Here is a 26215-nt window from a genome sequence, read left to right as displayed (position 1 = left end):
GCCGGGCGCCGGTGGGTGACATGCTACCCACGGAGGTGCGGGCGGGGTCTGCGTGACGCGGGATTAAACCCGGGGCGCGCCCGGGTCCGCGCCGACGGATCCGGCGGGGACGGCGAAGAGGGGCCGGTTGGACTGCAGCCGGGCCGGGGCCGGCAGCTCCCGGCGCAGGACCCGGTCCCCGCGCTCGAGCTCGAGGGAGAATCCTGCGACGGCGTGGTGGACGTTCTCGCTCAGCACCGTCCGTTCCACCACCTGCTCGGGACCGGGCGCCCCGTGCAGCAGCAGCACGGGTTCGCCCTCCCGCAGCTCGTGCTCCACCCGGGCCACCGCCTGCATCCAGTGGCTCTCCCGCACACCCTCCGGGACGCGGAACGGCACGAGGACGGCGCCGCCCGCCGGCTCGTGCGCCGCCGGGGCCAGGACCCACGCCCGCCGGCCCTGCGGCGGTTCGGCGGGGGGAGTGCGGCCCTCCGCGGGCACGGGCCACACGTAGTCCAGCCCGGCGGGGTCGTCGGGGAAGACCTCGCGGTAGAACTCCTCGTCCTTGCGCAGCAGGTTCGACCGGTGGGAGCGGTGCAGCGCCTCGTCGCCGAGCCACGGGGGCGGCGGGGCCACGTCGTCGCCGGCACGGCGGTCCCAGGCCTCGGGGGCGAACTCGCGGATCTGCCACCCCGTGCTGTCGGCTCCGCCGCGTGCGGTCCACTCGTCGACCATCGCGCGGCCGTAGGCGACCAGGGCGGGAACGTGCCCCGCCCACATCGCCGTGGCCGGGTGGCGGTACCACCCGTAGCCGGGCACGGTGGCCGCGCGGAGCACCTGCAGGGTCTCTACCCGCTGCTTGCCGAGCCGCTTCCGGTCGAGGACGCGGGCGGAACGGGCGAAGTCCGGGTACGGGAGGAACGTCTGCACCGCCCCAGTGTCCTACGGATCCGCGGCCGCCACCACCGGAGCGGCCCGTGCGCGGGGGACCGCACAGGGGGACACTGGGGGCATGCCCCTGCCCCGTGCGCTGGAGCCGTTCCGGCTCGGCCGGTACCGCGTGCTCGCCTTCGCGATGTTCCTCAGCGTGTTCGGCGCGGGGATGTGGGCGGTGGCCCTCGTGAACCAGGTCCTGCAGCTGGACGGGACGGCCGTGGACCTCTCGGCCGTGACGGCCACGGGCGCGCTCGGCATGCTCGTCTTCGTGCTCGTGGGCGGGATCGCGGCCGACCGCTTCCCCCTGGCCTCGGTGCTGCGCCTCGTCGAGGCCGCCAACCTCCTGACGGCGGCGGCGGTCGCCGTCCTGGCCGTGGCCGGCGGGCTGCGGATGTGGCAGCTCGCCGCCGCGGCGTTCGTGTTCGGTGCCGGCTTCGGCTTCTTCTACCCGGCCTACTCGGCCTCGCTGCCCCGGATCCTGCCGGCCCGGCAGCTGCTCGCGGCCAACGGGACGGAGGGCACGGCCCGCCCGCTGCTGCAGCAGGCGGCGGGGCCGGCCGTGGCCGGCGTGCTCATCGGGGTGGCCGCGCCCGGTGGTGCGCTCGCCCTGATCGCGCTCTGCCACGCGGCCGCCCTCGCCCTGCTGCTGCGCCTGCACGTGCCGGGCCAGGACGCCGGACCGGGCGCGGAGACCACGGCGGGGTCCACCGGGGAACCGGACGCGGAGCCGGCCGGGGGACCGGGCGTGGAGCCCACGCCGGGCTCCACCGGGGGACCGGGCGCGGAGACCGCCGGGGGAGCGGCCGCGGCGCCCGCCGCGGGCTCCGCCGGGGCGCCGCACGCCGGGGCGCCGCTCCCGGCACCCGGCGCCGGGAAGCGCCCCCCGCCGCAGGAGCCTGCCGGCGCGCTCCGGTCCGTGCGGGACGACCTCATGGAGGGCGTGAGCTACACGGTGCGGACCCCGTGGCTGCTGTGGACGCTCCTGTGGGCGGTGCTCGCGGTGTTCCTGCTGCTGGGGCCCCTGGAGGTGCTCGTGCCCTTCCTGGTCCGGGACCGTCTGGGCGGGGACGCCTCCGTGTTCGGCTATCTGCTGGCGTGCTACGGCGGTGCCAGCGCGCTGGCCTCGCTCGTGGTCGCGTCGCTGCCCCTGCCGCGGCGCTACCTCAGCTGGATGATCGTGCTGTGGGGCTTCGGGACCCTGCCCTTCGGTCTCGTCGCCACCACCGACTCGTTCTGGGTCATGGCGCTGTGCCTGGCCTTCGTCGGCGCCGGGGACGGCGCGGGCATGGTGCTGTGGGGCACGCTCCTGCAGCGCCGGGTGCCGCGCCACCTGCTGGGGCGGGTCTCGAGCCTCGACTTCTTCGTCTCGATCGCCCTCATGCCGGTGTCGATGGCGGTCGCCGGGCCCGTGGCCCAGGTGGTGCCGCTGCCGGTGATCTTCTGGACCGTGGCCCTGCTGACCCCGGCACTCGGGCTCGGTGCCCTGTGGGCCGGACGGATGCGCGAGGACGAGCTCGCGCATCCGCTGGCCGGCTGAGCGGCACCGCCGCGGACCACAGGGGCACGGGCCGGGGCGGCGTCCCGGGCGGGCGCGGCCCCGCCCGGGACGCCGCGCGGGGCGGTGGACGTCCTGCGGGTCAGTACGCCTTGACGCGCTGCTCCACGATCAGGTGGATCAGGGCGAAGCGGCCCTGCTCGTCGATCGCCTTCAGGGCGGCCTCGAGCGCGCCGGGGATCTCGGCGTCGGTCTCCACGCGCACGCCGTACCCGCCGAAGGCCTCGGCCATGAGGGCGAAGTCGGGGTTGACCAGCTGGGTGCCCGAGACCCGGTGCGGGTAGTCGCGCTCCTGGTGGGTGCGGATCGTGCCGTACTCCTGGTTGTCCATCACGATCACCAGCGGGGTGGCCCCGTACTGGGTGGCGGTGGCCAGCTCCTGGCCGTTCATCAGGAACTCCCCGTCCCCGGCGATGGTCACCACCCGCCGGCCGGGGTGGCGCAGGGACGCGGCCACCGCGGAGGGCACCGAGTAGCCCATGGAGCCGTTGCGGGCCGAGATCATCGAGGCGTAGCCGCGGGTGGGGAAGTAGCGGTGGGCCCAGTTGGTGTGCTCCCCGGCGCCGAAGGTCACCATCGCGTCGGCGGGGAGGTCCTTGACCAGCTCGGCCATGAGGGTGTCCATCCGCGCCGGGCCGTCACCGGGGGTGGCGGTGGGGGTGGAGAACTCGACCTGCTGCGCCCGCAGCCGGGCGGTCCACTCCTTCCACGCCTCCTTGGCCGGCAGGTCGATGCGCACCAGGTCGCGGACGAACACGTCGGGCTTGGCCACGATCTGGTAGGACACCGGCCCGGAGCGCCCGCGCAGGGAGGGGTCGATGGTGACCAGGAAGTTCTTCTTGTTCCAGTCCTGGCGGACCAGGAACCCGTTGGTGATCACGTCCCCGGGCACGGTGCCCACGAAGACCAGCAGATCGGTCTCCTCGAGCATGTCGAAGGTCGGCTGGGGGCGGCCGTAGCCGATCGGGCCCACGTAGGAGTCCGAGTCGAACGGGACGGTGCCCTCGGTGCGCCACTCGGCCGCGGCCGGCAGGTGGTGCTCCTCCAGCCAGGTGGTGAGCCCGGCCGCGCCCTCGTGGGTCCAGTCGTTGCCGCCGGTCACGAACAGGGGCTTCTCCGCCGCCGAGAGGGCCTCGCGCAGGGCCTTCCAGTCGTTGACGGTCATCCCGCCGTGGGCCACCGGGATCGGCGGGTGCAGGGTCGCGTCGATCTCGGCCTTGATGATGTCCTCGGGCAGCCCGACCACCACCGGGCCGGGCCGGCCGGAGTTGGCGGCGAACATGGCCTCGGCCACGATCTCGGAAGCCCGCTCGGCGTGGTCGAGGACCATCACCCGCTTGGCCCCGGAGTCGAACCAGGCGTGCGGGTCGAACTCCTGGAAGGCCTCCTTGTCGCGGTGCTCGAAGGGGATCAGGCCCACGAACAGGACCATCGGGGTGGAGTCCTGCCAGGAGGTGTGCAGGCCCACGTGGGCGTTGGCCGCGCCGGGGCCGCGGGTCACCATCGCCACCCCGGGCACCGGGCCCATCTTGCCGTCGGCCTCGGCCATGTAGGCCGCCCCGCCCTCGTGGCGGCACACGACCGTCTCGATCGGGGACCGGTGCAGCCCGTCGAGCACGTCCAGGTAGGACTCGCCGGGCACCACGTAGGTGCGCTGCACGCCGTGCGCCACGAGCGTGTCCACGATGACGTGGCCCGCCGACTTGCGGGCAGTGGTCTGTGCGGGGGATGCGGGGTCCGCGGTGGTCTGGGTCAACGTGGGTCCTTTTCGCCGTTGAAAATGGAGTGGTGGGGCTGGGCAGGCCGGAGCCGGGTCGGGGATCCCGGCCTCGCACAGTTCTCTCGAAAATACCCGATGAGGGGGACGAACCGTGTCCTGGGGGTCACGGAGCGGTAAAGAAGGACGCACAGCGGCCGGAGGGCGCCGTGCGTCCCGGACCGGGACGGTGCTCCGTGCGGCCGGGCCCGGGGACGACGACGGCGGTGGTCCTCCCGTGAGGGGAGGTCCACCGCCGCCGGTCCTGCGGGACGCTCAGTCCATCATGTCCTCGAGCTCGATGCCGGTGGTCTCACGGACCATCTTGACCGTGAAGAGCAGGGACATCAGCGCGAAGAAGGCGTAGAGACCGTAGGCGACGCCCAGGGAGAAGGCGGCCAGGGCGGGGAAGGTCACGGTGACCAGCCAGTTGGCGATCCACTGCACGAACCCGGCCACGGCCAGTGCGGCGCCGCGGATCCGGTTCGGGAACATCTCGCCCAGCAGGACCCACATCATGGGTCCCCAGGAGACGCCGAAGAAGACCACGAAGAGGTTGGCGGCCACGAGCGCGACCGGGCCGGAGGTCGGGCCGAGATCGGGCTGGCCGTTCACGACGTCCGCGGTGGCGAACACGACGGCGAGGGTGGCCAGCATGAGGGTCATGCCCGCCGAGCCGACGAGCAGGAGCCGGCGCCGTCCCACCTTCTCGACGAGGGCGATCGCCACGATGGTCACCGCGACGTTGACCACGGACGTGATCACGGTGATGGTGAACGAGTTCGACTCGGTGAAGCCCACGGCCTGCCAGAGCACGTTCGAGTAGTAGAAGATCACGTTGATGCCCACGAACTGCTGCAGCGCCGCCAGGCCGATGCCGACCCACACGATGGGCTTGAGGCCGGCCATCCGGCCCCTCAGATCGGCCAGCCGGGGCTTGTGCTCGCTGCGGAGGGACTCCTTGATGAGGCGCACGCGTTCGGTCGCCGAGGCGGAGCCCTGCAGGTTGGCCAGCACGGCCTGGGCCTCCTCCGGCCGGCCGTCCTCCACCAGGTAGCGGGGGGACTCCGGGATCGTGAAGGCGCCGATCAGGTAGGCGAGAGCCGGAACGGCCTCCGCCATGAACATCCACCGCCAGGCCTCGAGGCCGAGCCACAGCTCCTCGGTGGAGCCCCCGGCGAGCCCGGCGAGCCAGGCGTCCACGGCGAGGGAGATGAAGATGCCGAGCACGATGCCCATCTGCTGCAGCGAGCCGAGCCGCCCGCGCACCGCTGCGGGGGCGACCTCCGCGATGTAGGCGGGGGCGATGACGGAGGCCACGCCCACGCCGACGCCGCCCACGATGCGCCAGAAGATCAGCCAGCCGAAGCTGTCGACCACGCCGCAGCCGATCGCGCTGACCAGGAAGAGCACCGCGGCGATCTTCATGACGGGGACGCGGCCCAGGGCGTCGGCCACCCGGCCGCCGAAGAAGGCGCCCGCCGCCGCGCCGAGCAGCGCGGAGGCCACGGCGAAGCCGAGGGGACCCGGGCTGACGCCGAACTCCTCCTGGATCGCGGAGACCGCGCCGTTGATGACGGCGGAGTCGTAGCCGAAGAGGAAGCCGCCGAAGGCGGCGATGATGCTGATCCGGAGGACCGCCGAGGTGTTCGGGTGCTCCTCGACCGTGGGGGTCGTGGCGTCTTGGCTCATCGGACAGCTCCCTTGCTGGTGGGGAGATCGGCGTGGAGCCGGCCCGTGCCGACCGCCGCACCCCGGGGTGGACGCGCCCGCCGACGCCGACGGGTTCTTGTGACGCGGTCCACAGTAAAACTCGGTGCGCAGAATGTCCATTAGTCGAAGACGAGCGTGGCGCGGGGTGTCATCCGCCCGGAGCTGCCCCGGAGGGCAGCTCCGCGTGCTGCAGTGCGAGGATCACGGCGCCCGCCACGTGCGCCTCGATCCCCAGCCGGGCGGCCTCGATCCGCAGCTCCCGCACGCTGCCGCGGACGCCCTGGCGGGAGACGACCTCGCGCATCGGGGCGAGCAGCAGCTCACCGGCCCGGGCGATCTCGCCGCCGACGACCACGAGCTCCGGGTTGATGGTGTTGCACAGGTTGGCCACCGCCGTGCCGAGCAGGCGGCCGGTGTCCCCGATGACCCGTCCGCAGCCCACGTCGCCCGCGAGGGCCGCCGCCACGAGGCCGGGCACCGTCAGGTCGGCGCCGTGGGTGGCGGCCAGCAGCCGGGTGACGTCCCGGGAGGAGACGTAGGTTTCGAGGCACCCGCGGTTGCCGCACCGGCACACCCTGCCCTGCTCGTCGACGGTGGTGTGGCCGAGCTCCCCGGCGGACCCGGTGGCGCCGCGGAACAGGGCGCCGTTCAGGATCAGTCCCGCGCCCACGCCGTGGCCGATCTTCAGGTAGGCCATGTGCTGGGCCCCGCGTCCGGCGCCCCGGGCGTGCTCGCCCAGGGCGCCCGCGTTGGCGTCGTTCTCGACGACGACGGGCAGCCCGAGCCGGCGCCCGGCCTCCTCGCGCACGTCGATCCCGCTCCACGCGGGCAGGATCGCGCTCGCGCTGACGAGCCGGCCCTCGAGGTCCACGGGGGCCGGGAGGGTGAGGCCGGCGGCGAGCAGGCCGGGCCGGGGCGTGCCGTGCTCCCGGAGCAGGGCGCCGAGGGTGCGGCCGACCAGCTCGAGGTCCTCGGCGAAGCGGTGCTCGTCGGGCAGCTCGTGGCGCCGCTGGGCGAGGATCCGCTGGTTCAGGTCCGCGACGGCCACCGTGACGTGGCGGTGGCCCACGTCGATGCCGACCACGTGGCCGGCCGAGCTGCGGAAGCCCACGAGCTGGCCGCGGCGGCCGGCGCCGTCCGTCTCCATGACGAGCAGCCCGGCGTCGATCAGCTGGTGCACGATGTTGGACACGGTCGAGGGCGCCAGCGCGGTGCGCCGGGAGATCTGGGCCTGGGTCAGGTGCCCGTCACGGCGCACCGTGTCGAGCACCCGGCGCTGGTTCGCGTTGCGCAGGGACGTCTGCGAACCGGGCGGAACGGGGAACCCCACGGGCTCGGACATCAGCGCCCTCTTTCACCGGTGAACGTCGAGAGGAATGTCATCCTAATCCGCATTCACGGCATGAAGACAGGGGGGGCCGGCCCCTCCTGCCCGCGGGAGCTCAGAGCACCTTGGCGGCCTCCGCGATCAGGGCCCTGGTCGCGGCGACCTGGGCGGGGGAGGCCGCGACGAAGTGCTCGCCGCGGGTCACCACCGTGGGGACGGTGGCGTTGCCGTCGTTGAGGGACTCGACGAACGCGAGGGCGTCCTGGTCCTCCCAGATGTTCGTCCACGCGGCCCGCCCGGCGTCGGCGCCGAGCCCGCGCTCGAGCATGCCGCAGAAGGGGCAGCCGGGCCGCCAGTAGACGGCCACCCCGCCCTCCTGCACGTGCTGCAGGGCCTCGGCGTGGGTGAGGGCCGGTCGGGTGCTGCGGGACGGGTCCTTCTTGAACACGGGTGCTCCTCGCGGGTCGGCGGCGGGGTGGGAGTGGCGGCCCAGTCTAGCGGCGCCCGGGCCCGGCACGACCTGTCCCCTGATCGGGGGAGAACTCCCTCGGACGGTATCGGACGGCAGCTCCCCGGCGGACGGTGCGTCCGCCGGGGTGATCAGTCTCTTCCGATTGATCAGACGCTCTTTTCGTGCGGTTCCACGTGGAACGGCACGGAAGTGCAGAAACATCAGCCGTTAGGGGTTGACAGAACGGGCGCAGGGCCCGAAGGGGACGCAGAACGTCACACGAACGCCCGGGCAGGGAGATTCCCGGCCGCAAGCTTCATGATTTGTCATTCTCTGTACCGATCCGGGCAATTCTTCCCGAACTCTCTTGCCAACCGGGCGTGCGGGAATCCGGGCAACGTGACGTGTGCCATGGTGGTGGGCATGGCACACCCGGCGCAGCATTCTTCCCCCCGGCCGGCCCGCTCCACCTGGTCCCTCCCCCAGCTGCACCAGTGGGTGGTCGTCCCCTTCATCGTCGTGCTGGCCACGGCGACCGTGGGACGGCTCCTGGTGTACTCCCCGGGGATCGCGGCCCAGGAGACCGAGGTCCTGCACCGGCTCGACGCGGCACGCCTCGGCGTCCTCGACGCCCTGGCACTCGTGCTGCACCACGCGTTCTCCACCCCGGGGGCGTTCGCGATCATCGCCGCCCTCACGGCCTGGCTCGCCCTCGCGCGCCGGCGCCCGTGGGACGCCGCCGGGTTCGCGGTCACCGCGCTCGCCGGGTGGGCCGCGGTCGGGATGGTGCAGGTCGCCGTCGGCCGCCCCCGGCCGGCGGCCGCGGCGTCCCCGGAGCCGCTCGTCCTCGTGGAGGGCCTCACGTCCTTCCCCTCGGGGCACGCGGGAGCCGCCCTGGCCATCGCGGTGGCCTTCGGCCTCGCCGTGCGCCGGTCGAGGCTCGGCTCCGCCGCGCTCGTCGCGGGGCTGGTCACCGCCGTGCTCGTCGGGCTGTCCCGCCTCTACCTGGGCGTGCACTACCCCCTCGACGTCCTCGCGTCCTTCCCCGTGGCGTGGGCCGGCGTCGCCGTGGGCTGCGGGCTCGCCAACCACCTCGTGCCCGCCCTGGCCTACGGATTCGGCTGGCGGCAGGAGGACGCGGTGTGGCGCGACGTCGACCAGGAGCCCGTCGCCGCGGGAAACCCCGCGGAGACCGCTCGTCCCGACACCGCCCGGGTGCCGGTCGTGGCCCGGCGGGCGGACCACCACGCCGCCTGACGCCCCGCCCGGTCCGGCCGGGAGGAGCGCAGACCGCCGGATCGGCAGGGCCGCCGGGGCGTCCTGGGCGTCGTGGATCCCGCGGCGGGGACGTCCGGAGCGGCGGCTCGGGCGCCCCCGCCGCGGCTCAGGGCTCGGTCCGCCGGTGGAGGGGCCACCAGATGGCCCGGCCGATGTCGTAGGTCAGTGCCGGCACGAGCAGCGACCGGACGATCAGGGCGTCCAGGAGCACGCCGAACGCCACGATGAACGCCAGCTGCACGAGGAACATGATCGGGATGACGGCCAGTGCCGCGAACGTGGCCGCGAGCACGATGCCGGCCGAGGTGATCACCCCGCCGGTGAGGGTCAGTCCCCGGAGGATGCCCGCCCGGGTGCCGTGGACCAGCGTCTCCTCCCGCACCCGGGACATCAGGAAGATGTTGTAGTCGATGCCCAGCGCCACGAGGAAGACGAAGCCGAAGAGCGGGACCGAGGGATCCGCCCCGGGCAGGTCCAGGACGTGGTTGAACACCAGGGCGGAGACGCCCAGGGCCGTGAAGAAGGAGACCACGGTCGTGAGGATCAGCAGCACCGGCGCCAGGACGGAGCGCAGCAGCAGCATGAGGATCAGGGTGATGACCCCGAGGATCACGGGGATGATCAGCGTGCGGTCGGCGATCGAGGTCTCGTTGGTGTCGATGTTCGTCGCCGTGGTGCCGCCCACGAGGATCTCCTCGTCGGCCGCGTGCAGGCTCTCGCGCAGCTCGCGGACGGTCTGCTCGGCCTCCGGGGAGTCGGCGGCGTCGGACAGCGTGGCCTGGAGCTGGTAGAGCCCCTGAGCCTCGGTCGGCTCGGCCCCGGCGAAGGGCCCCGCCGGCGGGGGAGCGTCCTCCCCGAGGGGCAGGGTGCCGGAGGGCGAGTCCGCGGAGACGGCGACGACACCGGCGACCCCCTCGGTGTCCTCGACGACCTCGACCGCGGCGTCCAGGGAACCGGTGGGGACCAGGAGGACCGCGGGGCTGCCGGAGCCGCCCGGGAAGTGCTGGGCCAGGGTCTCCTGGCCGTCCCGGGCCTGGGACTCGCCGAGCACGAGCTCGCTCTGCTCCACCCCCGAGGCCTGGAACTGGGTGCTGAACCCGGCGAGGGCGAGGAGCACCACCGTGGTCACCACCCAGATCGCCCGCGGGGCACGGGCCACGAACCGGGCCACCGAGGCCCACACGCCCCGGCCCTCGACGGTCGGGCGGCCGCCTGCCCCGTGCTCGACCACGCGCACGCGCTCCGTGCCGGAGGCGTCGTAGCGGGGCCGGAACGGCCAGAAGGCCGCCCGTCCCGTGGCGTGCAGGACGGCGGGCAGGAAGGTCAGCGCCGCCAGGATGGACATGACGATGCCGACGGACGCCACCGGGCCCAGCGCCTTGTTGGAGGCGAGGTCGGACAGCAGCAGGCACAGCAGGCCCGCGATGACGGTGGCGCCGGAGGCGACGATCGGCTCGACCGAGCCCCGGAGGGCCGCCCGGGTGGCGTCCGTCCGCCGCCGGTGGTGCAGCAGGGCGTCCCGGTACCGGGCCGTGTACAGCAGCGAGTAGTCGGTCGCGGCGCCGACCACCAGGATGAACAGGATGCCCTGCACCTGTCCGCTGATGGTCACGAGCTCGTTGGCCGCCAGCCAGTACACGACCAGGATCGCGGCGCTGAGGGCGAAGATGGACGTCAGCAGCACCAGGACGGGCAGCACGGGGGACCGGTACACCACGAGGAGGATCACGAACACCACGGCCAGGGCCACGCCCAGCAGGAGCCCGTCGATGCCGGCGAAGCCGGCCACGAGATCGGCCGTGAAGCCGGCGGGGCCCGTGACGTAGCTCTGCAGGCCCTCGGGGCGGTCCTGCTCGAACCGGTCCGCGAGGGCCTCGACGTCGTCGACGACCTCGCCGTCGGGCAGGGGCACGACGAGCTGGAGGGCCTCCCCGTCCTCCGACGGGATCAGCGGCGAGGGCTGACCCTCGGCGAGGCCGCTCTCCTGCACGGCGGCGGCGGCCTCCTCGGCCCACGCCCGGTCCGCGTCGACGAGCCCGCCGTCCCGGACGAGGAGGACGATCGCCGGGATCGCCTCCGAGTCCCGGAACTCGCTCTGCAGCCGCGTGACCTGCGTGGACTCGGTGGACTCGGGCAGGAAGCTGGACTGGTCGTTGGTGGAGACCTCGGAGATCTTCCCGAAGTAGGGCCCGCCCACGCCCGCCACCGCGAGCCACCCCACGATCAGCAGCGCCGGCAGCAGGGTCCGCAGCAGCGTGGCCCAGCGGGGACGCCGGGGCGGCTCGGGGGCCTCGGCCCAGGGGGCAGGGCGGGATGCAGGAGGGGCCGAGGTGGTCATGACGGGCCTTTCAGGTGCGGCTGGAGCAGGTCGGCGCCGCGGAGACCGACGGACACCCGCGCGGGACCGGAGGCGCCGGGGTCTGGGATCAGCCTAATATTTCGAAAACAGAAATAAAATCCCGGATCAGTCGTAGACGGCCTTGACGCACAGCACCGGGCAGGGGCTCTCGAGCAGGACGCGCTGGGCCGTGCTGGCCATGATGATCTTGCCCACGGGCGAGCGCCGCCGGATGCCCAGCACGATGAGCTCGGCCTGGGAGTCACGGGCGGTGTCGAGGATGACGTCGGCGGGGTCGCTGTCGTGCTCGGGCTCCCGCAGCTCGTAGCGCAGCCCCGAGCGGGTGAGCTTCTCCTGCTCCACGTCGATGTCCGCGCCGATCTCGGGGGGCTGGTGGCGCTTCGGCCGCGGCTGCACCACCATCAGGTCGGTGCCTCGGCGCTCGGCCTCCAGGATGGCCGCGTCCAGGGCGGCGTGTCCGGGGGCGGTGGGCATGTATCCGACGACGACGGTCACGGGTTCTCCTCGGGTAGCGGCGCGGCAGGGGGTGGTGGACGGCCGGCTCAGGGGCCGCGGTGCGGGTCGGTCCCCTCGGGTTCGTCCTCCATGCGGGCGAGGTCCTCCGGGTGCTCGAACCGGACCTTGCGGCCGAGGAACAGGCGGTCGTAGAGGAAGTTGACGAGCCACAGGGCCAGCCCGATCAGCAGCAGGACCACGGCGATCTGGTACTCGATGAGGTCCTGCGCCCACGGCCCCACGAGATAGGCGCAGGTGATGGTGCCCAGGTAGGGCAGGACCCGGGGCGCGTGGAAGTAGTCGTGGGTGGGGGAGTGGTCCTTCCGCAGGATGATCGCCGCGATGTTGACGATGGTGAACACGCCCAGGAGCAGGAGGGCCGTGGTGCCGCCGAGGGCGCTGGCCGTGCCGCTGCCCAGGAGGTTGTTGATCACGACGATCAGGGCCATCGCCAGGAGGGTCGTGAACACGATGGCCGACCATGGGGTGCGCCGGCCCCGCAGCACGTGGCCCAGGAAGTCCGGCAGCACGCCCTGGCGGGACATGCCGTAGAGCAGCCGGGAGGCCATGAGCATGTTGATCAGGGCGGTGTTCGCCACGGCGAAGATCGTCAGGAACGGATAGATGGTGTCGATCGGGATGTTCGGGGCCCCGATCCGGACCATGTCCAGCAGCGGCGTGGTGGACTCGCCGAGCACCCCGATGGGGACCACCGCCACGGTGAAGATGGACACCAGGATGTAGACGACGCCTGTCAGGCCCAGGCCGAAGAGCATCACCCGCGGGAAGTCGCGGGTGGGGTTCTTGGTCTCCTCGACCATGTTCACGGAGTCCTCGAAGCCCACGAAGGAGAAGAAGGCGAGCGAGGTCACGGCGGTCAGCGCGAGGAAGATGCCCTTGTCCTCGGAGGTCTCGAAGACCATCGTCTGGCTGAAGTCGGCCTGGCCCTGGAAGGACGCCCAGAAGCCCACGAGGATCACGATGAGCAGCCCGGTGAGCTCGATGGACGTCAGCACCACGTTGAAGGCGAGACCCTCGGTGACGCCGCGGATGTTGATGGCGCACAGGATCGCGATGAAGGTCACGGCGATCACGGTGATGGTCGTGGTGGTCACCTCGAGGCCGAAGCCGCGGGCGAAGTTCGACGCCACGGCCGAGGCGGCCGTCGAGGCGGAGGTGAGGCCCGAGCTGAGCACCGCGAACGTCACCAGGAAGGTGATGAAGTGGACGCCGAAGGCCTTGTGCGTGTAGAGCGCGGCGCCCGAGGCGCCGGGGTACTTGGTCACGAGCTCGAGGTAGGAGAACGCCGTGATGGTGGCGACGACGAACGCCACGAGGATCGGGGCCCACGCCGCGCCGCCGATCTCGCCGGCGATGTTGCCGGTGAGGGCGTACACGCCGGTGCCGAGGATGTCGCCGACGATGAACAGCAGCAGCAGGCCGGGGCCCATGACGCGCTTGAGCTCGGGCTGCGGGCGGGACCGGGTCTTGGAGTCGGCGGACTGGGCCATCGGATGCCTCGAATCGGTGGTGTCGGGCGGCGGACCTCGGCAGCGGGTGATCGTGGCCACAGCCTATGCCACGTCCTGTGCCGCGCCCAGGGGTGACGCGACCCCTCCGCCTGCCTAGCCTGGAGGCATGGTGAGCACCCCGTACCCCTTCCGGCTGAACGACCTGTCCGTCCCGTTCGTGGGCGCGCCCATGGCCGGAGGGCCCTCGACCCCCGCGCTCGCCGCGGCCGTCACGGCCGCCGGCGGACTGGGTTTCCTGGCCGCCGGCAACCGCCCGGTGGACGGCGTCCGCGCCGACGTCGAGACCGTGCGGGAACTGACCGACGGCCCCTTCGGGGTGAACCTGTTCGTCCCGCAGGCGGCGAACACCGCGGCGCCCGGGACGGCGGTCGATCCCGCCGTGCACCTGTCCGTCGGGGCCTACCGGGAGGCCCTGCAGGACACCGCCCGCCGGTACGGCGTGGAGCTGCCGGACACGGACCCGGCCGACGACGACGGATGGGCGGCCAAGCTCGAGCTCGTGGAGGAGCTGCGGGTGCCGGTCGTCTCCTTCACCTTCGGGCTGCCGGCGGCCTCCGTGCTGGAGCGGCTCGCGGCGGCGGGCACCGCGACGTCCGTCACGGTGACCTCGGTGCCGGAGGCCGAGGCCGCGGTGCGGGCCGGCGCCCACCTGCTGACGGTGCAGGGCCCGGCCGCCGGCGGGCACCGGGGTACCCACCGCGCGGAGGACGTCCCGGGCGAGGAGTCCCTGGCCGAGCTCGTCGCCGCGGTCCGCGCCGCCGTGGAGGTCCCGCTCGTGGCCGCGGGCGGCATCGCCTCGGCGGCGGAGGCGGACGCGGTCCGGGCCGCCGGCGCGGACGCCGTCCAGGTCGGCACGCTGCTGCTGCGCACGCCCGAGGCGGGGACCTCCGCCGCGTACCGGGAGGCCCTCGGCTCGGGCCGCTACACGGAGACCGCCGTGACCCGGGCGTTCTCGGGCCGGTTGGCGCGGGGCGTGCGCAACGGCTTCGTCGAGCGCTTCACGAACATTGCTCCAGCGGCATATCCGCAGGTCAACCAGCTGACGAAGCCCATCCGGGCGGCTGCGGCCGCGGCCGGGGACCCCGAGGCCATCGCCCTGTGGGCCGGTCCGCACTTCGCGGCCGCCCGGGAGGTCCCCGCCGCGGAGGTCGTGCGGGACGTCGCCGGCGACCCGTCCGGGCCCTGACGGCGGGTGCCCGTCCCGGCCGTCAGCGCACTCCGCGCATCATCCGCCGGATCCAGCGGGACAGCACGAGCAGCGCGGCGCCGATGACGATCGTGACGGCGCCCAGGGTCCCGAAGTACGCCGCCTCGGTCTGCTCGCTGTAGTAGCCGGCCAGCGCGCCGGACAGGGCCGTGCCCAGGGCCACCGACAGGTAGAAGAGGGCGACCATCAGCACGGGATAGGCGCGCGGGGCCAGCCGGGTGGACAGGGACAGGCCCACCGGGGAGACCATCAGCTCGCCCAGGGTGGCGACCAGCAGGATCAGCGCGGCCCACAGGACGGGCACCGAGGACACCCCGACCATGGGCAGGAAGATGAGGAACGCCGACCCCATCAGCACGATGCCCAGGCCGAACTTGGTGGGCGTGCCGGGCTGGCGGTCGCCCAGCTTCGTCCACAGCACCGCGAACACCGGCGCGAGCAGGATGATGAAGAAGGGGTTGAAGGACTGGACCCACGAGATCGGCATGGTCCAGTCGCCGAGCGCGCGGTCCAGCCGGGTGTCCGAGTAGATCGTGATCACCGTGAACTGCTGCTGGAACAGCGCCCAGAAGGCGGCCGAGCCGATGAACAGCGGAATGAACGCCCGCACGCGGGAGCGCTCGTCGTCGTCGACCTTCCTGCTCGTGAGCAGGAGGGCGAACAGCGCCACGGCCGCCACCACGATCACGCCCACGACCACGTCGGCCAGGTTGGCCGCGTTGAGCACCCCCGTGAGGACGGCGGCCACGACGACGGCGACGGCGGCCGCGGCGATCCCCGCCCACTTCCCGTACTGCTCGCGCGGCAGGGGGTTGGGCACGTGGTGGACCTCGTCGGGGAGCCGCCGGCGGCCCAGCGCGTACTGGGTCAGGCCGAAGGCCATGCCGATCGCGGCCAGGCCGAAGCCCAGGTGGAAGCCCCAGGTCTTCTGCGCGAAGCCCGTCAGGAGCGGTCCGAGGAGCCCGCCGATGTTCACGCCCATGTAGAAGATCGAGAAGCCGGCGTCGCGGCGGGGGTCCTGGCGATCGTAGAGGGCGCCCACCAGGTTGGTGATCGTGGCCTTGAGCCCGCCCGAGCCGATCGCGATGAGGACCAGGCCCGCCGTGAGCCCCGCGACCGCGGGGACGAGCGCGAGCGAGACGTGCCCGGCCATGATGAGCACGCCGCTGACGAACATCGTCCGCTCGGAGCCCAGGAGCCGGTCGGCCACCCACCCGCCCAGGATGGCGAAGAGGTAGACGGCGCCGCCGTAGGCGCCCACGATGCCCGCGGCCGTGGCGCGGTCGATGCCCAGTCCGCCCTCGGTCGTGGCGAAGTACATGTACAGCAGGACGATGCCCTGCATGCCGTAGAAGGAGAAGCGCTCCCACAGCTCGACGCTGAACAGGTTCGCCAGCATGCGGGGCTGGCCGAAGAACGTCTTCTCGTCGGGGCGGGGCAGGTCCGCGCCCGGGATGTTGTCGGGGTTGCCGTGCGGAGCGGTGGCGCTGGTGGTGCCCTCGCCCGCACGGGACGTGTCGTGGTTCATGACCATCATGGTTCACCCGCCGGCGCGGTTCGCGCCAATCGGCGCGCGGACTCCAGCGCGCGCGACCCCGGCGCGCGCGACCCCGGCGGACGGCTCCGCCGGGCGCCCGTCGCGCCCGTTCCCGCCGGCGGCACCACGGGCGGCGCCCGGGGCGGCGGTGCGACCGCCGCCCCGGGCGTCACGCCCTGGGCGTCACGCCCCGGTCGTCACCGGGAGGGGCCTCCGGATCAGTTGAAGTCCTTCGGGTCCGCGCCGATCCGCCCCCCGTTGTCGAGGCCGTTGATCGCCTCGACGTCCTCGTCGTCCAGGCGGACGTCGAGGGCCGCGTAGTTCTCGCGGATCCGCTCCGGGGTGACGGTCTTGGGGAAGACCACGTTGCCGATCGCCAGGTGCCAGGCGATGATGACCTGCCCCGGGGTGGCGCCGTGCTTGCGGGCGATCGAGCCGATCACCGGGTCCTTGAGCAGGTCGCCGCCCTGGCCCAGCGGGGACCACGCCTCGGTGAGGATGTCGTGGGAGGCGTTGAAGTCCCGCAGCGCGGCCTGGTTGAAGTACGGGTGCAGCTCCACCTGGTTCACCACGGGGACCACGCCCGTCGCGTCGATGATCTCCTGCAGCTCCTCGCGGGGGAAGTTGGAGACGCCGATGGACCGGGCCCTGCCGCTGTCGCGGATCTCCTGGAGCGCCTTCCAGGTCTCCACGTACTTGCCGCGCTTCGGCGTGGGCCAGTGGATGAGGTAGAGGTCGACGTGGTCCAGGCCGAGACGCTCCAGGGAGGCGTCGATCGCCTTCAGGGCGGCGTCGTGGCCGTGGTCGTCGTTCCACAGCTTGGTGGTCACGAAGATCTCGTCGCGCGGGACGCCGCTCTTCGCGATCGCCCGGCCCACGCCCTCCTCGTTGCCGTAGATCATGGCGGTGTCGATGTGGCGGTAGCCGGCCTCGAGGGCCTGGCCCACCACGTCCTCGGCGATGTCGGCGTCGACCTGCCACACGCCGTAGCCGAGCTGCGGGATGGTGTGGCCGTCGTGCAGGGTGAGGGTCGGGGACTGCGTCGTGGACTGGGTCATGGACCGTGCCTTTCGTGGAGGGACAGCCCGGGGCTGTCGGGGAGGGCCGGGAGCAGGGCACCCGGCCCGGTGTCCGTCGATCAGTCTCCGCCCGCCGCCGCGCGCTGACAAGAAGGACAGCGTGCTTTCTGCTCTCAGCAATCGGTCCCCGGGCCGTCCCTCCTGGGCGATCCGTCCCCGGGCGGTCGGTCCCCGGGCGTTCCGTCCCCGGTGCTCAGCAGCAGGCGGCCGGCGGTCAGCGGCCGGTGCCCGGGGGCGGGGCCGACCGGGACCGGTCGCCCCGCGGGGGCAGCAGGCGGGGCAGGGCCTCGGCGGCCCCGGCCCGCACGGTGCGGTCCGCGTGCGGGGTGAGCACGGTGTCCTCGGGGTTGATCTCGACCACGGGCGTGCCCCGGCCGGCGGCGAGGAGCGGCAGGGACGCTGCGGGCTGCACCAGTCCGGAGGTGCCCACGACGAGCACGAGGTCCGCCGCCGCGACGGCCGAGGCGGCCCGGTCCACGGCCCCCTCCGGCAGCAGCTCGCCGAACCACACGACCCCGGGCCGCACCGGCCCGCCGCAGGCGCGGCATGCCGGGGGCGGCACGCGGGCGGGCTCCTCGGGCACGGGCTCCTCGGGCATGGGCTCCCCGGCGCCGGGCGACGGCTCCGGACCGGTCGGCGCCCCCAGGCCGGGGACGAGGCGCTCCGGGAACGGGGCGTCGCAGACGGAGCAGCGGAACGCGAACAGGCTGCCGTGCAGGTGGGCGAGCACCGTGGAGCCCGCCCGCTCGTGGAGGTCGTCGACGTTCTGGGTGACCACGTGGACGCGGGCCCGGTCCGCCCACCGGGCGACCGCCCGGTGCCCGGCGTTCGGGCGGAGCCGGCGCAGCTGACGGGCCCGCCAGAGGTACCAGGACCAGACGAGCTCCGGATCGGCGTCCCACGCCTCGGGGGTGGCCAGCTCCTCGGGGGACCAGCGCGCCCACAGCCCGGTGCCGGCGTCGCGGAAGGTGGGCACCCCGCTCTCAGCCGACATCCCGGCGCCGGAGAGCACGGTCACGGTGCCGGCGGAACGCGCCAGCTCGAGCAGCCCGGGGTCGAGGTCGTCCATGCCGCAGACGGTATACGCCAGGAGGCGCCCGGGCCAGGGCCCTCGTCGCCGCCGGGGAGAAACGCCCGGCCGCGTTGGTCGATCCCCGCGCGCGCGTGGTGGAATGGAACCCATGAAGTTCAACGTCCAGCGCGTTCTGACCCCCGCCTACCTGACCTCCATCGCCCTCGTCGTGGTCGGAGTGGTCCTCGCCCTGGCGTGGTACCCCAGGACGGCGTGGGTGTTCGTGCTCGCCGGCCTCGCGCTCAACGCGATGGCCGTGTCCGTCACCGAGATCAACGACGCCCCGCGCGCGCCCGGCGCGACCGTGCGCCGCCGTCCGTCCCTGCCCTCCCGCCGCACCGGCGCCGGCCACCACGGCGGCGAGCACGAGGACCCGGGGCCCGCGAGCCGCGCCGAGCAGGCCGAGGGCGGGGCGGCCGTCGAGCCCGAGGCCGAGACGCAGGCCACCCCGGTCGTCCCCTCGGCGGGGTCGAGCTCCGTGAAACCGCGGCGCTGACATCGGGCGGACCCGTTCCGGGGTCCGCACCGAGGCCTCCGCCGGATCCGCCCACCTCGTTCCCTCCCTTCGACCGGACGGTTGCCAGGCGTGTCCCTCCTCGTCATCCTCGCTCTCGCGGTTCTGCTCGTGCCTGCGGCCGGCGTGCTCGGCCGCCTCGCGGGCCGGGACGCGGGCTGGCCGCTCGCCGCGGGCCTGCTCGCCCTCGCGGGTGGCCTCGGGGTCGTGTGGAACGACCGGACGGACCCGGAGGGCGTGCTCCAGCAGGTCCCGTGGATGCCCACCCTCGGGATCTCCCTCCACCTGCGCCTCGACGGGCTCGGGCTGCTGTTCGGGCTGCTCGTGCTGGTGATCGGGGCGGTGGTCCTCGCCTGGTCGAGCCGCTACCTGGGCGACGGCGGCCACGCGTCCTTCTACACCCTGATGACGTTCTTCGCGGCGGCGATGCTCGCGCTGGTCCTCGCCGACGACCTCGTGGTCCTGTTCGTGGCGTGGGAGCTCACCACGCTGTGCTCGTTCCTGCTGATCGCCCGCTCGGGGCCGGAGGGCCGCGACCCCGCGATCCGGACGTTCCTGGTCACCGCGGCCGGCGGGCTGTGCCTGCTCACCGCGGTGGCCGTGATGTGGGCCGCGACGGGGACCACCCGGCTCAGCGCCGTGCTCGCGGACGGCGTGTGGGACGCGTCCCCCGGCCTCGCGGCGGTGGTCGCCGTGCTCGTGGCCCTGGCGGCCTTCACCAAGTCCGCGCAGTTCCCGTTCCACGCCTGGCTTCCGGACGCGATGGTGGCGATCACGCCGGTGAGCGCCTACCTGCACGCGGCGGCGATGGTGAAGGCCGGCATCTACCTCATGCTCCGCTTCACGGAGGCGCTGCACGCCGTGCCGGTGTGGAACGTGCTGCTCGTGTCGGTCGGCCTGCTCACGGCACTGCTGGGGGCGGTCCTCGCGCTGCAGCGCCACGACCTCAAGGAGCTGCTGGCCTACTCGACGGTGAGCCAGCTGGGCTTCCTGACGGCGACCATCGGCATCGGCACCGAGTACGCGGCCGTCGGCGCCGCCGTGCACGTGGCCGCCCACGCGCTGTTCAAGGCGGCGCTGTTCATGGCCGTCGGCGTGATCGACCACCAGGCCGGCACCCGCGACCTGCGGGCACTGTCCGGGCTGGCCCGCACCATGCCCGTGACCGCCGGGACCATGGTCCTCGCCGCGGCCTCGATGGCGGGTCTGCCCCCGCTGTTCGGCTTCGTCTCCAAGGAGGCGATGTTCAAGGCCATGGCCCACGGTCCCGCTCCGGCCGCGGCCGCGTGGCTCGTGGGAGCCGCGGCGGTGCTCGCCGCGGCCTGCACGTTCGCGTACTCGGCGCGGATGCTCACGGTGCTGCCCGGGCGGGCCCCGGCGGACGCTCCCCGGGAGGCGTCGGCGGCCTTCCTGGCGCCCGTGGCCGTGGTCGCCCTGGCGGGGCCGGTCCTCGGCCTCGCGGGCGCCGCGGCCGAACCGCTGCTGGGCGCGGCCTCGACCGCCGTGGCCGGGGACGGGGCCGAACCGCACCTCGGCCTGTGGCACGGGTGGTCCCCGGAGCTGTTCATGTCGCTGACCGTGTTCGTCCTCGGCGGCGTGCTCGTGCTGGGGCGCCGGCCCGTGGATCGCGTCCTGGGACGGCGGTCGTTCCCCGTGACCGGCGTCGCCGTGGTGGAGGCCTTCCGCCGCGGGTCCATCTCCCTGGGGGAGCAGGTCGGCCGGCCCACCCGCTCCGACGTGCCCCGCCGGCACCTGATGCCGCCCGTCGTCGCGCTCGTGGCGCTCGCCGCCGTGGGCCTGCTGACGGTGGAGGTGCCCGGCCTCTACGGCGACCCGTCCACCCTCACCGACTGGGTCCTGCTGGTCCTCGTGCTCATCGGGGTGGCGCTCGCCCTGCGGGCCCGCAGCCGGGTGGGACTGCTGACCATCGCGGGCGACGTCGGCTTCGCGGTCGCCCTGTGGTTCTACGCCCTCGGGGCCACCGACGTCGCCCTGACGCAGCTGCTCGTGGAGGTGCTCACCGTGGTGGTCATCGTCCTGCTCCTCAACCGGCTGCCCTCCACGTTCCACCGCACCGGCGAGGTCCGGGGATGGGTGGCGGCGGCCGTGGCGGTCCTGGCGGGCGCGGGCGCGGCGGCCGCCACCTGGCTGCTCACGGACCGGCGGGGCCTGTCCCCCGCCGGTCGGTACTTCCTCGAGCAGGGCGAGGAGCAGACGGGCGGCACGAACGTGGTCAACACGATCCTCGTGGACTTCCGCGCCCTGGACACCCTCGGCGAGCTGACGGTGCTGGGGGTGGCCGGCCTCGCGATCGTGGTGGCCATCGAGTCCCGCGGCCTGCTCCCCAAGCGGCCGAGCCCGATCACCGAACCGGACGACTCGCCGATCCGCAGCCCCCGGGAGAACATGGTGGTCCTGCGCGTCACCGCCCGCACCCTGGGCCCCGTCATCGTGGTGCTGTCCCTCTTCTTCCTGCTGCGCGGGCACGACGCCCCCGGCGGAGGGTTCATCTCCGCCCTGATCGGCGCCGCCGGCATCGCCCTGGTCTACCTCACGGCCGCCGACGACCGCGTCAGCCGCATGCGCCTGCCCTACACGCAGTTCATCGGCGCGGGCGTCGTGGTCGCCGTCGTGGTCGGGCTGCTCGGGCTGCTCGAGGGCTCCTTCCTCCGCCCCCTGCACGTCGACGTGCTCGGGCTCAAGGTCACCACGGCGCTCGTCTTCGACGTCGGCGTCTACCTCGCCGTGGTCGGGGTGATCGTCGCCGCCATCAGCCGGCTCGGCGTCGACGAGAAGGAGCCCCTTCCGCTGCGCCGCGCGGGCTCCGTCTCCTCGGTGCTGCGCTCCGAGCCCCCGGCCAGGAGCACCACGTCCAGACCGCACAGCAGCGAGACGGCACCGGCCGGCACGGTGCACGACGAGCAAGACCGCACCCGCCCGCCGCTGCCGGAACGCCCGGACCCCTTCCGCGCAGCGGGCCGCGCCCCCCGGAAGGAGCCCTGATGGCGATCGCCCTGACCGTCGGCGTGCTCGTGGCCGGAGGAGTGTTCATGATGCTGCGCCGGGGCATGGTCCGCGTGGTCATCGGCTTCATGTTCCTCAGCCACGCCGTGAACCTGATCATCCTCGCCGCCGGCGGGGCCGATCGGCGCGGCGAGGCGCTCGGGGGCGGCCCCGACCCGGCGACCACGGCCGACCCGCTGCCCCAGGCCTTCGTGCTGACCGCCATCGTCATCTCGTTCGCCGTGACGATCTACCTGCTGGTGCTCGCGGTGACCGGCGACGCCGACGACGACACCGACCTCGAGCTCACCGGCCGGGAGACGGAGACCCCCACCTTCATCGACGACGCCGGGGGGTCCTCGGCGCTCGCGGCCGACGAGCTCCGTCCCCGTGCCGCGCGCCGCCGCGGCAGCCACCCGGCCGGGAGGAGACGGTCCCCGGGTGGTCGTCCGTGAGCGCGGAGCTGCTCCCGCTGTTCGTCGTCGTCCCGCTGCTCGCGGCGGGGGCGCTCGTGCTGCTGGGCGATCCCGGGCGCCTCGCCCGGGCCACGCTGCTGGGCGTGCTGGGGGCGGACGTCCTGGCGTCCCTGTGGCTCGTGACCGCCCTGCGGGACGGACCGGCCGTCCTCGCCCACGCCGTGGGCCGGTGGCCCCCGGGGGTGTCCATCCCCTTCGCCGCGGACATGCTCACGGCGCTGATGCTCACCATGACGGGCAGCCTCACCCTGGTCTGCGCGAGCTTCGGGGTGGTCTCCCACCAGGCGCGCAAGCGGTTCTTCGCGCCGCTGGTGCTCGTGCTGACCGCCGGGTTCAACGGAGCGCTGCTGACGGCGGACCTCTTCAACCTGTTCGTGTTCGTCGAGACGATGCTCCTGCCCTCGTACGGGCTGATCATCCTCGCCCACCGGGGCCGCGGACGGCTGATGCAGGTGACGTCCGCGCGGATCTACGTGACGGTCAACCTGCTGGCCTCGACCGTGCTGGTGGCCGGGGTGGCCCTCGTCTACGGCGTGGCCGGCACCGTGAACCTGGCCGAGCTCGCCGGCCGCGCCGCGGAGGACTCCGCGGTGGCGATCGCGGTCGCGGTCGTGCTCCTCGCCCTGTCGGTCAAGGCGGCCGTGGTGCCCGTGCACGGCTGGCTGGCCCGGACCTACCCGTTCATGTCCCCCACGGTCACGGCCCTCTTCTCCGGGCTGCACACCAAGGTGGCGATCTACGCGATCTACCGGATCTACGCCGTGGTGTTCGGCGGCGCGGAGGAGTTCCTGTGGGTCGGTCTCGTGCTGTTCTCCGTGACGATGGTGGTGGGTGTGCTGGGGGCGGTGGGCGAGCAGGACGCCCGCAGCGTCCTGGCCTTCCACATGGTCAGCCAGATCGGCTACATCCTGCTGGGGGTCGCCCTCTTCGGCCCCGCGGGCCTGACCGCCGGGATCTTCTACCTGCTGCACCACACGGTCGTGAAGGCCTCGCTGTTCCTGTCGATCGGCGCGGTCGAGATCGGCTACGGGCGCTACCCCCTGGGCCACGTCACCGGACTGCTCCGGCGCGAGCCCCTGGTCGCGGTGGCCTTCTTCGCGGCGGCCATGTCCCTGGTGGGCCTGCCGCCGTTCTCGGGGTTCGTGGCCAAGCTGTCCCTCGTGCTCGCCGCCTTCGGGGAGGGACGGGCGGCGGTGGCGGTGCTGGCGGTGGTGGTGAGCCTGTTCACGCTGCTGTCCATGCTCAAGGTCTGGGGGAAGATGTTCCTGGGCGAGCCGGAGGACTCGGCCCGGGAGGTCCTCGAGGCCGCCGGCGTGCGGGAGCGGCGGATCCCCGCCCGGCTCGTGGCGCCGGCGCTGGTCCTGGTCCTGGTGACCCTGGTGCTCGGCGTGGGCGGGGAGCTGCTCCTGGGGGTCGCCGCCGCGGCGGCCGAGGGGCTCGTCGACACCCGCGCGTACGTGGAGGCGGTGTTCGGGACGTGAAGTGGGTGACGTGGTTGCCGCGCATCGTGGGGTTCCTGCTGTGGTTCGCCCGGGAGGTCCTGGTCTCGAACCTCGCGGTGATGCACGATGTGTTCACCGTGCAGCAGCGGTCGTCCCCGATCGTCGTGCGCTGCCGGAGCCGGTGCCGCACCGAGTTCGAGACCGCCACGCTGGCGGTGCTCATCTCCCTGACCCCGGGGACCCTGACCCTCGCCACCGCAGCCCGTGCCGGGGGCGAGGACGGGTTGCCCCCGGGGCACGACCTCTACGTGCACGTCATGTACGACAACGACCCGGACTCGGCCCGGCGCCGTCTTCGCGAGTTCGAGACCCGCCTGCTGCGCGCGGTCCGGGCGGAAGGAGCACCTCCGTGATCGGCATCCTCTTCGGTGTGCTGGTGCTGACGGCGTCCGTCGTGGTCGCCGGCGTCCGCATGTTCGTGGGCCCCAACGACGCCAACCGCGTGATCGCCTCCGACCTGCTGTTCTTCTCCGTCATCGGGCTGATCGCCCTGCTGGGGGTCCTGGTGGGCAGCCGGGCCGTGTTCGACCTGGTGCTCGTGGCCACGCTGGTGGGCCTGCTGGCCACGGTCTCGCTCGCCCGGGCGCTGACCAACGGGAGGCGGTGAGCGTGGTCTTCGACCCGGTCCTGCACGAGCACCTGTGGATGAGCGTCGCCGGCCAGGTGCTGATCGTGCTCGGCTCCCTCGTGTTCCTCACCGCCATGGTGGGGATCGTGCGGCTGCCCGACCTCTACACCCGGTCCTCGGCCGTGGCCACCGCCGCCGGCGTGGGCATCGCCCTCATCCTCCTCGGCGTCTTCTTCTTCGTCCCGGGGGTCACCACCGCGGTCAAGCTGATGGCCGCGGTGGTGCTCCAGCTCGTGACCTCCTCCGTGGGGGCCATGGCGGTCGTCCGGTCGGGCTACCTGATCGGCTCGGCGGTGTATTCTCCGACCCACCACAACGAGCTCGAGGAGCGCACCGGCGGGGCTCCGGGCCCCGGGAAGGAGGACCGCTCATGACCGCCCGCGTCGAGAGCGTCAACGTCGGCCGGGCGGAGGCGAACCCTGCCAGACGGAACCGGCCCACGGGCATCCGCAAGCGCCCCGTGGACGGTCCGGTGCAGGTCCGCGAACCCGGACCGCGCCGGGGCGGCCTCGGCTCCGGCCTGGCCGGGGACTTCATCGGGGACGGCAAGTACCACGGCGGCACCGACCAGGCTGTGTACGCGTTCGCGCGCGAGGAGCTGGACTTCTGGGCGCAGGAGCTGGGGCGGGAGATCCCCGACGGCACCTTCGGGGAGAACCTCACGCTCTCGGGCTTCGACGTCGACGGAGCGCGGCTGGGCGACGTCTGGCGGATCGGCGAGGTGCTGCTGCAGGTCACGGACGCCCGCATCCCCTGCGGCACGTTCCGCGCGAGCATGGAGGTGCGCGGCTGGCTGCGCCGGTTCACGGAGCGGGGCCGCTCCGGGGCCTACCTCAAGGTCCTGTCGCCGGGCACGGTGCGGGCCGGCCTGCCGGTCGAGCTCGTCCGCCGCGCGGGGCACGGAGTGGGCGTGGCGGACGCCTTCCGGGCACAGACCACCGACCGCGAGCGGATGCCGGAGCTGCTGCGCGCGGGGGAGGACCTCTGCGAGCAGCTCCGGCGGCGGGTCGAGGAGGCGCAGCGGGCGGCCGACCGGCGCAGCGGCTGAGCCGCCCGCCTCCGGAGCCCGCGGACCGGCCGCGGGACCGTCCGCACCGTCAATTGAGGGCGGCGCCCCGGTAGACCTGGGCGACCTGCTCCTCGGAGAGCCGGGTGTCGATCACGGTGGTCCCCTCGGGGTCGTCGCGCAGGAAGCGGACGGGTCCGTGCGAGCCGACCTCCAGGAGCAGCGCGGCCTCGGTGTCGTAGACGGCCTCCACGACCGTGCTGAAGCGGTCCCCCTGCACCGGGGTCACGGACAGCCCCAGCCGGGCACGGACCCGGCCGCCGTTCCCGGCGCCGTTCTCGGTGACCTCCCCGGTGACCTCCCCGGTGCCGTCCTCGGCGGAGCTCGCACGGGAGCTCCCGGTGGCGGCCGCGTCCTGGCCGACCGGCTCGAGGTCGAGCTCCCGGACGACGCCCACGCCGTGGTCCACGACGTTCGCCAGGCGTGCGCCCAGCCGGCCCTGCGCGGTCGCGAAGGCGCGCCGGAACCGGGCCGTCCACCACAGGGCGGTGGCCACGAGCAGCACGGCGATGAGGGCGAGGAGCAGCGGCGAGCCGGACCGGGACCACTGCTGCCACAGCAGGACCACGGCGAGCGCGGTCAGCACGGGGACCACCAGCAGCAGCGACGTGCCCAGGCGCTCGCCCAGGGAGGGCCGGCCGGCCGCCTCGTCGTCGCCGGAGGCGGTGCGCAGCCGCCGCATGACCTGGACGTCGAAGTCGCGATCGTCCGCGGGTACGGGCCGGGGCCAGGTGCCGAGGGAGTCCATGC

General features: G+C 73.5%; 23 protein-coding genes. 11 read left to right on the top strand and 12 right to left on the bottom strand.

Going from position 1 to position 26215, the window contains the following annotated elements; all coding sequences use genetic code 11:
* Positions 1–63 precede the first annotated feature (63 nt).
* Entirely contained in the window at positions 64–909 is an 846-nt protein-coding gene (locus RCG67_RS00820; protein ID WP_368824406.1) for an MSMEG_6728 family protein, read from the bottom strand.
* Positions 910–991: 82 nt separating this feature from the next.
* Here RCG67_RS00820 and RCG67_RS00815 point away from each other — a divergent pair, with 82 nt between their 5' ends.
* Positions 992–2452, top strand: coding sequence for an MFS transporter (locus tag RCG67_RS00815; RefSeq protein WP_368824405.1), 1461 nt, complete (start codon positions 992–994; stop codon positions 2450–2452).
* A gap of 100 nt (positions 2453–2552) precedes the next feature.
* On the opposite strand, the gene RCG67_RS00810 is transcribed toward RCG67_RS00815, so the two are convergent.
* From RCG67_RS00810 to RCG67_RS00795, 4 genes are all read right to left on the bottom strand, one after another.
* Positions 2553–4226 (bottom strand): thiamine pyrophosphate-dependent enzyme, encoded by a 1674-nt coding sequence (locus RCG67_RS00810; RefSeq protein ID WP_058873306.1) that lies wholly within the window; start codon positions 4224–4226, stop codon positions 2553–2555.
* 276 nt (positions 4227–4502) lie between these two features.
* Positions 4503–5918: a sugar porter family MFS transporter gene (locus RCG67_RS00805; protein WP_368824404.1), complete on the bottom strand. Its 1416-nt coding sequence runs from the start codon at positions 5916–5918 to the stop codon at positions 4503–4505.
* A gap of 169 nt (positions 5919–6087) precedes the next feature.
* Positions 6088–7281 carry an ROK family transcriptional regulator gene (locus RCG67_RS00800; protein WP_368824403.1) on the bottom strand — a complete coding sequence of 398 codons (1194 nt, stop codon included), beginning with the start codon at positions 7279–7281 and terminating at the stop codon, positions 6088–6090.
* 100 nt (positions 7282–7381) lie between these two features.
* Positions 7382–7714, bottom strand: a complete 333-nt coding sequence (locus RCG67_RS00795; protein ID WP_368824402.1) for a glutaredoxin domain-containing protein — start codon at positions 7712–7714, stop codon at positions 7382–7384.
* Positions 7715–8140: 426 nt separating this feature from the next.
* On the opposite strand from RCG67_RS00795, the gene RCG67_RS00790 reads away from it, so the two are divergent.
* Positions 8141–8974: a phosphatase PAP2 family protein gene (locus RCG67_RS00790; protein ID WP_368824401.1), complete on the top strand. Its 834-nt coding sequence runs from the start codon at positions 8141–8143 to the stop codon at positions 8972–8974.
* A gap of 127 nt (positions 8975–9101) precedes the next feature.
* Here the strand turns inward: RCG67_RS00790 and RCG67_RS00785 are convergent, their stop codons facing one another.
* From RCG67_RS00785 to RCG67_RS00775, 3 genes are all read right to left on the bottom strand, one after another.
* Positions 9102–11333 (bottom strand): MMPL family transporter, encoded by a 2232-nt coding sequence (locus RCG67_RS00785; protein WP_368824400.1) that lies wholly within the window; start codon positions 11331–11333, stop codon positions 9102–9104.
* A gap of 126 nt (positions 11334–11459) precedes the next feature.
* Positions 11460–11849, bottom strand: a complete 390-nt coding sequence (locus tag RCG67_RS00780) for a universal stress protein (RefSeq protein ID WP_368824399.1) — start codon at positions 11847–11849, stop codon at positions 11460–11462.
* A gap of 47 nt (positions 11850–11896) precedes the next feature.
* On the bottom strand, positions 11897–13360 hold the full coding sequence (locus RCG67_RS00775) for an APC family permease (protein WP_368824398.1): 1464 nt from the start codon (positions 13358–13360) through the stop codon (positions 11897–11899).
* A 127-nt stretch (positions 13361–13487) separates the two neighbouring features.
* Between RCG67_RS00775 and RCG67_RS00770 the strand changes: the two genes are divergently transcribed.
* Positions 13488–14567: a nitronate monooxygenase gene (locus RCG67_RS00770; RefSeq protein WP_368824397.1), complete on the top strand. Its 1080-nt coding sequence runs from the start codon at positions 13488–13490 to the stop codon at positions 14565–14567.
* A gap of 22 nt (positions 14568–14589) precedes the next feature.
* On the opposite strand, the gene RCG67_RS00765 is transcribed toward RCG67_RS00770, so the two are convergent.
* From RCG67_RS00765 to RCG67_RS00755, 3 genes are all read right to left on the bottom strand, one after another.
* The gene (locus RCG67_RS00765) at positions 14590–16116 is read right to left on the bottom strand and encodes a peptide MFS transporter (protein ID WP_368824396.1); all 1527 of its coding nucleotides are present in this window, start codon (positions 16114–16116) and stop codon (positions 14590–14592) included.
* 227 nt (positions 16117–16343) lie between these two features.
* The gene (locus RCG67_RS00760) at positions 16344–17183 is read right to left on the bottom strand and encodes an aldo/keto reductase (RefSeq protein ID WP_368824395.1); all 840 of its coding nucleotides are present in this window, start codon (positions 17181–17183) and stop codon (positions 16344–16346) included.
* Between the two features lie 235 nt (positions 17184–17418).
* Positions 17419–18273: an SIR2 family NAD-dependent protein deacylase gene (locus RCG67_RS00755; protein ID WP_368824394.1), complete on the bottom strand. Its 855-nt coding sequence runs from the start codon at positions 18271–18273 to the stop codon at positions 17419–17421.
* 112 nt (positions 18274–18385) lie between these two features.
* Here RCG67_RS00755 and RCG67_RS00750 point away from each other — a divergent pair, with 112 nt between their 5' ends.
* The 8 genes from RCG67_RS00750 to RCG67_RS00715 all read left to right on the top strand — a co-directional run bounded on the left by RCG67_RS00750 (position 18386) and on the right by RCG67_RS00715 (position 25447).
* Positions 18386–18772, top strand: a complete 387-nt coding sequence (locus tag RCG67_RS00750) for a hypothetical protein (protein ID WP_368824393.1) — start codon at positions 18386–18388, stop codon at positions 18770–18772.
* 90 nt (positions 18773–18862) lie between these two features.
* Positions 18863–21793 carry a DUF4040 family protein gene (locus RCG67_RS00745; protein WP_368824392.1) on the top strand — a complete coding sequence of 977 codons (2931 nt, stop codon included), beginning with the start codon at positions 18863–18865 and terminating at the stop codon, positions 21791–21793.
* Positions 21793–22248, top strand: coding sequence for a sodium:proton antiporter (locus RCG67_RS00740; RefSeq protein ID WP_368824391.1), 456 nt, complete (start codon positions 21793–21795; stop codon positions 22246–22248). Before RCG67_RS00745 ends, RCG67_RS00740 begins: the two co-directional genes overlap by 1 nt.
* Positions 22245–23750 carry a monovalent cation/H+ antiporter subunit D family protein gene (locus RCG67_RS00735; protein ID WP_368824390.1) on the top strand — a complete coding sequence of 502 codons (1506 nt, stop codon included), beginning with the start codon at positions 22245–22247 and terminating at the stop codon, positions 23748–23750. Before RCG67_RS00740 ends, RCG67_RS00735 begins: the two co-directional genes overlap by 4 nt.
* Complete coding sequence (locus tag RCG67_RS00730) at positions 23747–24124, top strand: Na+/H+ antiporter subunit E (RefSeq protein WP_368824389.1); 378 nt, start codon at positions 23747–23749, stop codon at positions 24122–24124. Before RCG67_RS00735 ends, RCG67_RS00730 begins: the two co-directional genes overlap by 4 nt.
* Positions 24121–24378, top strand: a complete 258-nt coding sequence (locus RCG67_RS00725) for an MrpF/PhaF family protein (RefSeq protein ID WP_298587513.1) — start codon at positions 24121–24123, stop codon at positions 24376–24378. The genes RCG67_RS00730 and RCG67_RS00725 overlap by 4 nt, the downstream gene beginning before the upstream one ends.
* 2 nt (positions 24379–24380) lie before the next feature.
* Complete coding sequence (locus tag RCG67_RS00720) at positions 24381–24773, top strand: cation:proton antiporter (RefSeq protein WP_368824388.1); 393 nt, start codon at positions 24381–24383, stop codon at positions 24771–24773.
* On the top strand, positions 24770–25447 hold the full coding sequence (locus RCG67_RS00715) for an MOSC domain-containing protein (protein WP_368824387.1): 678 nt from the start codon (positions 24770–24772) through the stop codon (positions 25445–25447). The genes RCG67_RS00720 and RCG67_RS00715 overlap by 4 nt, the downstream gene beginning before the upstream one ends.
* A 49-nt stretch (positions 25448–25496) precedes the next feature.
* On the opposite strand, the gene RCG67_RS00710 is transcribed toward RCG67_RS00715, so the two are convergent.
* Positions 25497–26213, bottom strand: a complete 717-nt coding sequence (locus RCG67_RS00710) for a hypothetical protein (protein WP_368824386.1) — start codon at positions 26211–26213, stop codon at positions 25497–25499.
* Between the last annotated feature and the right edge of the window lie 2 nt (positions 26214–26215).

This window comes from Kocuria cellulosilytica (assembly GCF_040981245.1).
Taxonomy (GTDB): Bacteria; Actinomycetota; Actinomycetes; order Actinomycetales; family Micrococcaceae; genus Kocuria; species Kocuria cellulosilytica.
This window is presented reverse-complemented; position numbering and strand designations above follow the sequence as displayed.

Excerpts from the sequence above, each read along its gene's own strand:
- RCG67_RS00715 (WP_368824387.1), top strand. The coding sequence starts at position 24,770 with ATGACCGCCCGCGTCGAGAGCGTCAACGTCGGCCGGGCGGAGGCGAAC.
- RCG67_RS00765 (WP_368824396.1), bottom strand. The coding sequence starts at position 16,116 with ATGAACCACGACACGTCCCGTGCGGGCGAGGGCACCACCAGCGCCACC.
- RCG67_RS00800 (WP_368824403.1), bottom strand. The coding sequence starts at position 7,281 with ATGTCCGAGCCCGTGGGGTTCCCCGTTCCGCCCGGTTCGCAGACGTCC.
- RCG67_RS00740 (WP_368824391.1), top strand. The coding sequence starts at position 21,793 with ATGGCGATCGCCCTGACCGTCGGCGTGCTCGTGGCCGGAGGAGTGTTC.
- RCG67_RS00790 (WP_368824401.1), top strand. The coding sequence starts at position 8,141 with ATGGCACACCCGGCGCAGCATTCTTCCCCCCGGCCGGCCCGCTCCACC.
- RCG67_RS00805 (WP_368824404.1), bottom strand. The coding sequence starts at position 5,918 with ATGAGCCAAGACGCCACGACCCCCACGGTCGAGGAGCACCCGAACACC.
- RCG67_RS00750 (WP_368824393.1), top strand. The coding sequence starts at position 18,386 with ATGAAGTTCAACGTCCAGCGCGTTCTGACCCCCGCCTACCTGACCTCC.
- RCG67_RS00770 (WP_368824397.1), top strand. The coding sequence starts at position 13,488 with ATGGTGAGCACCCCGTACCCCTTCCGGCTGAACGACCTGTCCGTCCCG.
- RCG67_RS00775 (WP_368824398.1), bottom strand. The coding sequence starts at position 13,360 with ATGGCCCAGTCCGCCGACTCCAAGACCCGGTCCCGCCCGCAGCCCGAG.
- RCG67_RS00815 (WP_368824405.1), top strand. The coding sequence starts at position 992 with ATGCCCCTGCCCCGTGCGCTGGAGCCGTTCCGGCTCGGCCGGTACCGC.
- RCG67_RS00760 (WP_368824395.1), bottom strand. The coding sequence starts at position 17,183 with ATGACCCAGTCCACGACGCAGTCCCCGACCCTCACCCTGCACGACGGC.
- RCG67_RS00785 (WP_368824400.1), bottom strand. The coding sequence starts at position 11,333 with ATGACCACCTCGGCCCCTCCTGCATCCCGCCCTGCCCCCTGGGCCGAG.
- RCG67_RS00710 (WP_368824386.1), bottom strand. The coding sequence starts at position 26,213 with ATGGACTCCCTCGGCACCTGGCCCCGGCCCGTACCCGCGGACGATCGC.
- RCG67_RS00755 (WP_368824394.1), bottom strand. The coding sequence starts at position 18,273 with ATGGACGACCTCGACCCCGGGCTGCTCGAGCTGGCGCGTTCCGCCGGC.